This is a genomic window from Bradyrhizobium sp. (assembly GCF_027307225.1).
In the GTDB taxonomy this organism is placed as follows: Bacteria; Pseudomonadota; Alphaproteobacteria; order Rhizobiales; family Xanthobacteraceae; genus Bradyrhizobium.
Map to the genome: position 1 here is coordinate 1 of NZ_DAHUXJ010000061.1, position 6,328 is coordinate 6,328.

Below are 6,328 nucleotides of genomic sequence, written 5' to 3' on the forward strand. Positions count from 1 at the left end.
GCCGAGATAGAATTTCACGATGTCCGGCATGTAGGAATAGACCGCCTTGTCGTCGGCGATGCCGGTGCCGACCGCGTTGGCGAGCGTGATGTTGCCGGCCGCATAGGCCGACATCAGCCCGGGCACGCCGAGCGCGGAATCCGGGCGGAAGGTGAGGGGGTCAAGGAAATCGTCATCGACCCGGCGGTAGATGACGTCGACGCGCTTCAGGCCCTCGGTGGTGCGCATGAACACCTCGTCGTTCTTGACGATGAGGTCGCGGCCCTCGACCAGCTCGATGCCGAGCTTGTCGGCCAGGAACGAGTGCTCGTAATAGGCCGAGTTGTAGACGCCGGGGGTCATCAGCGCCACCGTCGGCTCGGCGGCGGCGCTGAGCGGGGCTACCGATCGCAGCGCCGACAGCAGTTCGTCCGGGTACTTTTCCACAGGCGCGACGCGGTGGCGGGCGAACAGGTCCGGAAACAGCCGCATCATGATTTCGCGGTTTTCCAGCATGTAGGATACGCCGGACGGCGTGCGGGCGTTGTCCTCCAGCACGATGAAGTTCTCGGCATCGGTGCGGATGATGTCGATGCCGGCGACATGGACGTAGATGTCGTGCGGCACATCCTGGCCGTTCATCTCCGGGCGGAACACCGGGTTCTGGAAGATCATATCTTCCGGCACGACATTGGCGCGCAGGATGTCGCGGCCGTGATAGATGTCGCGCAGGAACAAGTTGAGTGCCTTGACGCGCTGCTTCAGCCCTTTTTCAAGGACGGTCCATTCCTTCGCCGACATGATCCGGGGAATGACATCGAAGGGGATCAGCCGTTCCTGGGCTTCGGCGTCGCCATAGACCGCGAAGGTGATGCCGATCCGGCGAAACAGCAGCTCGGCCTCCTGGCGGCGATATTCCAGCGCGTCCGGCGGCGTCTCTTTCAGCCAGCGCGACAGCTCCCGATAGGCCGGGCGAATGTCTTCGCCCAAGCCGCTCATTTCATCGAAGGCAGCTGCCATGAATCTCCCACCGTCCTCCAACGCTACAGTGCATGACTTCACGGGATGGTGGCAAGGCTCCGCCTGGCGCGATATGGATGGGACGGGACCATTGGCCGGGAACGGCGGGGGCGGCCGCCAAAAAAACAGCTTGCAGCTGCTCAATTCCGCAGCACAATCCGCTCCCGCATCAAGGCCTTGGCCGGCCAACGGAATTGGACCAAAAGCAAACGGCACGCGCGGTTTTGAAGGAGAGGTTATGAGTGAGATCGTCACGGCTGGAATCCTCGTGATCGGCGACGAGATTCTGTCCGGCCGGACCAAGGACAAGAACATCGGCTTCATCGCCGAGTACCTCACCAATATTGGCATCGACCTCAAGGAAGTGCGTGTCGTCGCGGACGAGGAACCGGAGATCATCGCCGCATTGGACGCGCTGCGTCATCGCTACACCTATGTCTTTACCACCGGCGGCATCAGGCCGACCCACGACGACATTACCGCCGACAGCGTGGCGAAAGCGTTCGGCGTCGGCATCGACCACCATCCGGACGTGGTGGCGCGGTTTCGCGAGCGCTGGAGTGAGCAGGAGCTCAACGAGGCGCGGCTGCGCATGGCGCGTATCCCCGACGGCGCCGAACTGATCCAGAGCGCGACCATCCTCGCGCCCGGCTTCAAGCTCGGCAACGTCATCGTGATGGCCGGCGTGCCGACCATCATGCAGGCGATGATGGACATCGTGGCGCCGAAGCTGAAGTCCGGCGTGCGGATGCTGTCGGACAGCGTCCGCGCCAACGCGCGCGAGGGCGACGTGGGTGGTCCCTTGCGCGCCATCGCGGAAGCCCATCCCGACACCATCATCGGCAGCTATCCCTTTATGGACGAGGACAAGAAGCCCAACACCAATCTGGTGGTGCGTTCGCGCGATCCGGAAAAGCTTGCGGCTGCGATGAACGCCGTGAAGGAAATGCTGGCCGGATTGAACGCGGCCCGTTAAGCAGAGAGAGCAGGGAAGTGCGATGGCGGAACATCCGGAACTGAGTGCGCAGGAGCGCGCCGGAAAGGCCTTTCCGGTCTCGTGGGATCAGTTTCACCGCGATTGCCGTGCGCTGACCTGGCGGCTGAATGACGTCGGCCCGTTTCATGCGGTGATCGCGATCACCCGTGGCGGTCTTGTGCCGGCCGCGATCGTGGCGCGCGAACTCGGCGTGCGCATCATCGATACCGTCTGCATTACGAGCTATGATCACACCAGGCAGAGCGATCTAAAGGTGCTCAAGGGCGTCTCGGCCGACACCAAAAAGCTCGGCGAAGGCACCGGCAAGGGACTGCTGATTGTCGACGACCTCGTCGATACCGGCAAGACCGCGCGACTGGTGCGCGACATGCTGCCGGATGCGCATTTCGCCACCGTCTACGCCAAGCCGAAAGGACGTCCGCTGGTCGATACCTTCATCACCGAGGTGTCGCAGGATACCTGGATCTTCTTTCCCTGGGACACCGCGCTGTCGTTCCAGCCGCCGATCCGCGACGGCGCGGCGTGATGTTTCGTCATTCCGGGACGCTCGTAAGAGCGGACCCGGAATCTCGAGATTCCGGGCTCGATGCTTCGCATCGCCCCGGAATGACGATTGAGCGAGCGGGATAATCATGCCCCTGCAAAACCGCGTGCGGCCGACCGGCGAGATCGTTGCGATCCCTGAGCGCGGGATGTTTACCGGCAATCGCGGCATCATCCACGATCCCGCGACGCGGACGATCCTGAGGCGGCGCTGGTCAACCCATGCCTGGATCGCCTGCGTGCTGGAATTCCGTGGTCGCCGGCGCGCGGTGTGGCAGCGGCGCAGCTGGACCGAGCTGTTCTTTCTCGATGAGGCGACGTCGCTCGCGGCCGGACATCGGCCCTGCTTTTATTGCCGGCGCGAAGACGCCAAGTGCTTTCGCGCCGCCTGGGAAAAGGGCAACCGCAAGAGCGACGTGCTCGCGCCGGACATGGATGCCGTGTTGCACCGGGAGCGGCTGGCTTCGGCCAGGAAGCTGCATCCCTTGCCAATGCCGATTGCAAAACTGCCGGATGGAGCGATGGTGCAGGCGGGCGAAGAGAGTTTTCTGATCGTAAAAGGCCAACCGCTGTTGTGGACGCCTGCCGGCTATCGCGCGGCAAAGGGCAGCCTCAAGGACGCAAGGCTGTTGACGCCGCCTTCAACGGTACGGGCGATGGCCGCGGGTTATCGGCCGGTGTTGCATCCGAGTGTGGAGAGTTGGTTAGTCGTCATTCCGGGGCGCTCGTAAGAGCGAACCCGGAATCCATGGTGCCGCAGAGCGGAGGATAGATGGATTCCGGGCTCGATGCTTCGCATCGCCCCGGAATGACAGGAAGGGTTTCACCCCAGCCTCTCGCGCGCCAGCTTCGCGCCAGCGCCGAGCGCCATCAGCTTGGCTTCGGCGATATCGCGGCGCATCGGCGCCATGCCGCAATTGGTGGTCGGGATGATGTCGCTCTTCGGCACGACCCTGGCGACGGCTTCGATCACGGCGACGACGTCCTCGGCGGTTTCGACCTTGTCGTTGGCGACATCGATCACGCCGGCCTGGATCTTCTTGCCTTTCAGGAGCCCGAGAATTTCGAGCGGCACCTTCGAATTGCGGCATTCGATCGCGACCTGGCCGATCGTGCTCTTGGCGATCGACGGAAAGAATTCCTCGTATTGCCGCCACTCGCTGCCGAGCGTCTGCTTCCAGTCGGTGTTGGCCTTGATGCCGTAGCCGTAGCAGATGTGCACGGCGGTGGCGCAGGTGAGGCCTTCCGCGGCGCGCTCGAGCGCCTTGATGCCCCACTCGTTGACCTCGTTCATGTAGACGTTGAAGGCAGGCTCGTCGAACTGGATCACGTCGACGCCGTCGGCCTGCAACGCCCTCGCTTCCTCGTTGAGCAGTTCGGCAAAAGCGAACGCCATCTTGACACGGTCGCCGTAATATTGGTCGGCGATGGTGTCGATGATCGTCATCGGGCCAGGCATGGTGAACTTGATCTTGCGCGTGGTGTGGGTGCGGGTGACGCGAGCCTCATCCGCATGGACGCGGCCCTTCAGCTTGAGCGGCGCTGTGACCTGCGGCACCATCGCCTTGTAGCGATCGTTGCGGATGCCCATCTCGACCTTGTGGGCGAAGTCGATGCCGTCGATCTTTTCCAGAAAGCCATGGACGAAATGCTGGCGCGATTGTTCGCCCTCGGTGACGATGTCGATGCCGGCGTCTTCCTGAAGTTTCACCGCGAGAATGGTCGCATCGCGCTTGGCGCGGGCGAGTTCGTCGCCCTGGGATTTCCACGGTGCCCACAATTTGTTCGGTTCAGCGAGCCATTCAGGCTTGGGCAGCGACCCGGCGATCGTGGTTGGAAACAACATTGGGGCGTGTCCTCTGACGTTTTTGGCTTGTTGGCCGCTGTAATGCCATGTCCCGGGCGCGAGGTACATCGGATTTCCAGCTATGGAATGCAACCAAAGCAGGGGGTAGGATTGGCTTCTCCTCTCCCTCTCACGGAATTCCCATGATCGACCTCTATTACGCGCCGACGCCGAACGGCTGGAAAATCTCGATCATGCTGGAAGAACTCGGCATTCCCTACACGGTGAAGCCCGTCAACATTCGCGCCGGCGATCAGTTCAAGCCCGAGTTTTTGGCGATCAGCCCGAACAACCGGATTCCCGCGATCGTCGATCACGATCCGCCCGACGGCGGCGGGCCGTTCTCGGTGTTCGAGACCGGCGCGATCCTGATCTATCTCGCCGACAAGGCCGGGCGCTTCCTGCCAGCGGACTTGCGCGCGCGCTCGGTCGTGATCCAGTGGGTGATGTGGCAGATGGGCGGGCTCGGTCCCATGCTCGGTCAGCACGGGCACTTCGCGCTCTACGCGGCGGAGAAAATTCCTTACGCGATCCAGCGCTACCACGACGAGGCGGCGCGGCTTTATCATGTGCTCGACACGCAACTCGGCAAGTCCGGCGCCTATGTCGCAGGCGGTGACTATTCGATCGCCGACATCGCCTGCTTCCCCTGGACCATGACGCACAAGGCGCAAGGCTTTACGCTCGACGACTATCCCAACGTCAAGCGCTGGTACGCTGCCGTGCGCGCCCGGCCGCAGGTGCAGGCGGGGCTTGCGATCGGCAAATTCGTCAAGGAGCCGTTCGACGAGGAGGCGCGCAAGAACATGTTCGGCGCGCGCGCGAAGGAAATGACGGAGAGGAAGTAGGAATGTCACTCCTCATGGTGAGGAGCGCGTGTGCCCGAGCAGGACGAGTTTAGCGAGGCCGTTAGCGAACGGCACAAACAAAACTGCGCGTCTACCGGACAATACTTCGTATTGCCGGGAGAACCATGAGGCCACCCTTCGAGACGCGACCTGTCGGCCGCTCCTCAGGGTGAGGAACGGAATAATTGAAGGAAAAAAGGGAACCACCATGATCGAGCTCTTCTTCGACTGTTCGAGCCCCTGGACCTATCTCGCCTTTCACAACATCCAGCCTTTGGCGCGGGAGTTCGGCCAGGACATCTCTTGGCGGCCGATTTTGGTCGGCGGCATCTTCAACACCATCAACCCCAGCGTCTACGCGCGGCGTGAAAATCCGGTAGCGGCCAAGATCGCCTACGACAAGAAGGACATGGCGGACTGGGCGCGCGTTGCCGGGCTGACCATCCTGATGCGGCCGAAGGTGTTTCCGGTGAACAGCGTGAAAGCGATGCGCGGCTGCATCTGGCTTGGGAGGGACATGCTGCCGTTTGCGCGGACGGTGTTCCAGATCTATTGGGGCGAGGATCAGGACATTTCGCAGGATGCGGTGCTGGCCGAAGTGTGCCAACGCTGCGGCATCGATGCGAAGGAGTTTTTCGCCGGTATCGGCCAGCAACAGGTCAAGGATCAGCTCAAGGCCAATACGGACGAGGTGATGGCGCGTGGCGGCTTCGGCTCGCCGACGATTTTCCTGGACAAAACCGACATGTATTTCGGCAACGACCGCCTGCCACTGCTCCGCGATGCGTTGACGCGGCGAAAGGCGAGCGCGGCCTAATGCCGAAACATGTTGTTTGCCGCGAACTCGGGCCACCCGAGGCGTTGCGCCTGGAGACGTTTGCGTCGAAGCCGCTTGAGGAAGGCGAGGTCCGCGTGACCGTTCGCGCCGCAGGCATCAACTTTCCCGATACCCTCATGGTCGCCGGCGACTATCAGCTCAAGCCGGAATTGCCATTCGTGCCGGGCGTGGAAGCCGCAGGCCTCGTCAGCGAAATTTCCGGCGGCGCGAATGGCGTTGCGGTCGGCGATCGCGTGATTGTGCGGATGCGATACGGC

General features: G+C 62.5%; 8 protein-coding genes. 6 read left to right on the forward strand and 2 right to left on the reverse strand.

The window, feature by feature from the left end:
- Window positions 1-999: circularly permuted type 2 ATP-grasp protein (locus tag M6D32_RS10635; RefSeq protein WP_298255861.1), on the reverse strand; the 999-nt coding region annotated here is incomplete at its 3' end.
- 238 nt (window positions 1,000-1,237) lie between these two features.
- Here M6D32_RS10635 and M6D32_RS10640 point away from each other — a divergent pair.
- From M6D32_RS10640 to M6D32_RS10650, 3 genes are all read left to right on the forward strand, one after another.
- Window positions 1,238-1,975: a molybdopterin-binding protein gene (locus tag M6D32_RS10640; protein ID WP_298255862.1), complete on the forward strand. Its 738-nt coding sequence runs from the start codon at window positions 1,238-1,240 to the stop codon at window positions 1,973-1,975.
- Between the two features lie 22 nt (window positions 1,976-1,997).
- Window positions 1,998-2,522, forward strand: a complete 525-nt coding sequence (gene gpt, locus M6D32_RS10645; protein ID WP_298255863.1) for a xanthine phosphoribosyltransferase — start codon at window positions 1,998-2,000, stop codon at window positions 2,520-2,522.
- Between the two features lie 106 nt (window positions 2,523-2,628).
- The gene (locus tag M6D32_RS10650; protein WP_298255864.1) at window positions 2,629-3,270 is read left to right on the forward strand and encodes a hypothetical protein; all 642 of its coding nucleotides are present in this window, start codon (window positions 2,629-2,631) and stop codon (window positions 3,268-3,270) included.
- 92 nt (window positions 3,271-3,362) lie between these two features.
- Here the strand turns inward: M6D32_RS10650 and M6D32_RS10655 are convergent, their stop codons facing one another.
- Window positions 3,363-4,385, reverse strand: coding sequence for a methionine synthase (locus M6D32_RS10655; protein WP_298255865.1), 1,023 nt, complete (start codon window positions 4,383-4,385; stop codon window positions 3,363-3,365).
- A 143-nt stretch (window positions 4,386-4,528) separates the two neighbouring features.
- Between M6D32_RS10655 and M6D32_RS10660 the strand changes: the two genes are divergently transcribed.
- The 3 genes from M6D32_RS10660 to M6D32_RS10670 all read left to right on the forward strand — a co-directional run.
- Window positions 4,529-5,233, forward strand: a complete 705-nt coding sequence (locus M6D32_RS10660; protein ID WP_298255866.1) for a glutathione S-transferase N-terminal domain-containing protein — start codon at window positions 4,529-4,531, stop codon at window positions 5,231-5,233.
- Between the two features lie 208 nt (window positions 5,234-5,441).
- Window positions 5,442-6,050, forward strand: coding sequence for a 2-hydroxychromene-2-carboxylate isomerase (locus M6D32_RS10665; RefSeq protein WP_298255867.1), 609 nt, complete (start codon window positions 5,442-5,444; stop codon window positions 6,048-6,050).
- The coding region (locus M6D32_RS10670) for an alcohol dehydrogenase catalytic domain-containing protein (RefSeq protein WP_298255868.1) at window positions 6,050-6,328 on the forward strand (279 nt) is incomplete at its 3' end. The genes M6D32_RS10665 and M6D32_RS10670, both read left to right, overlap by 1 nt.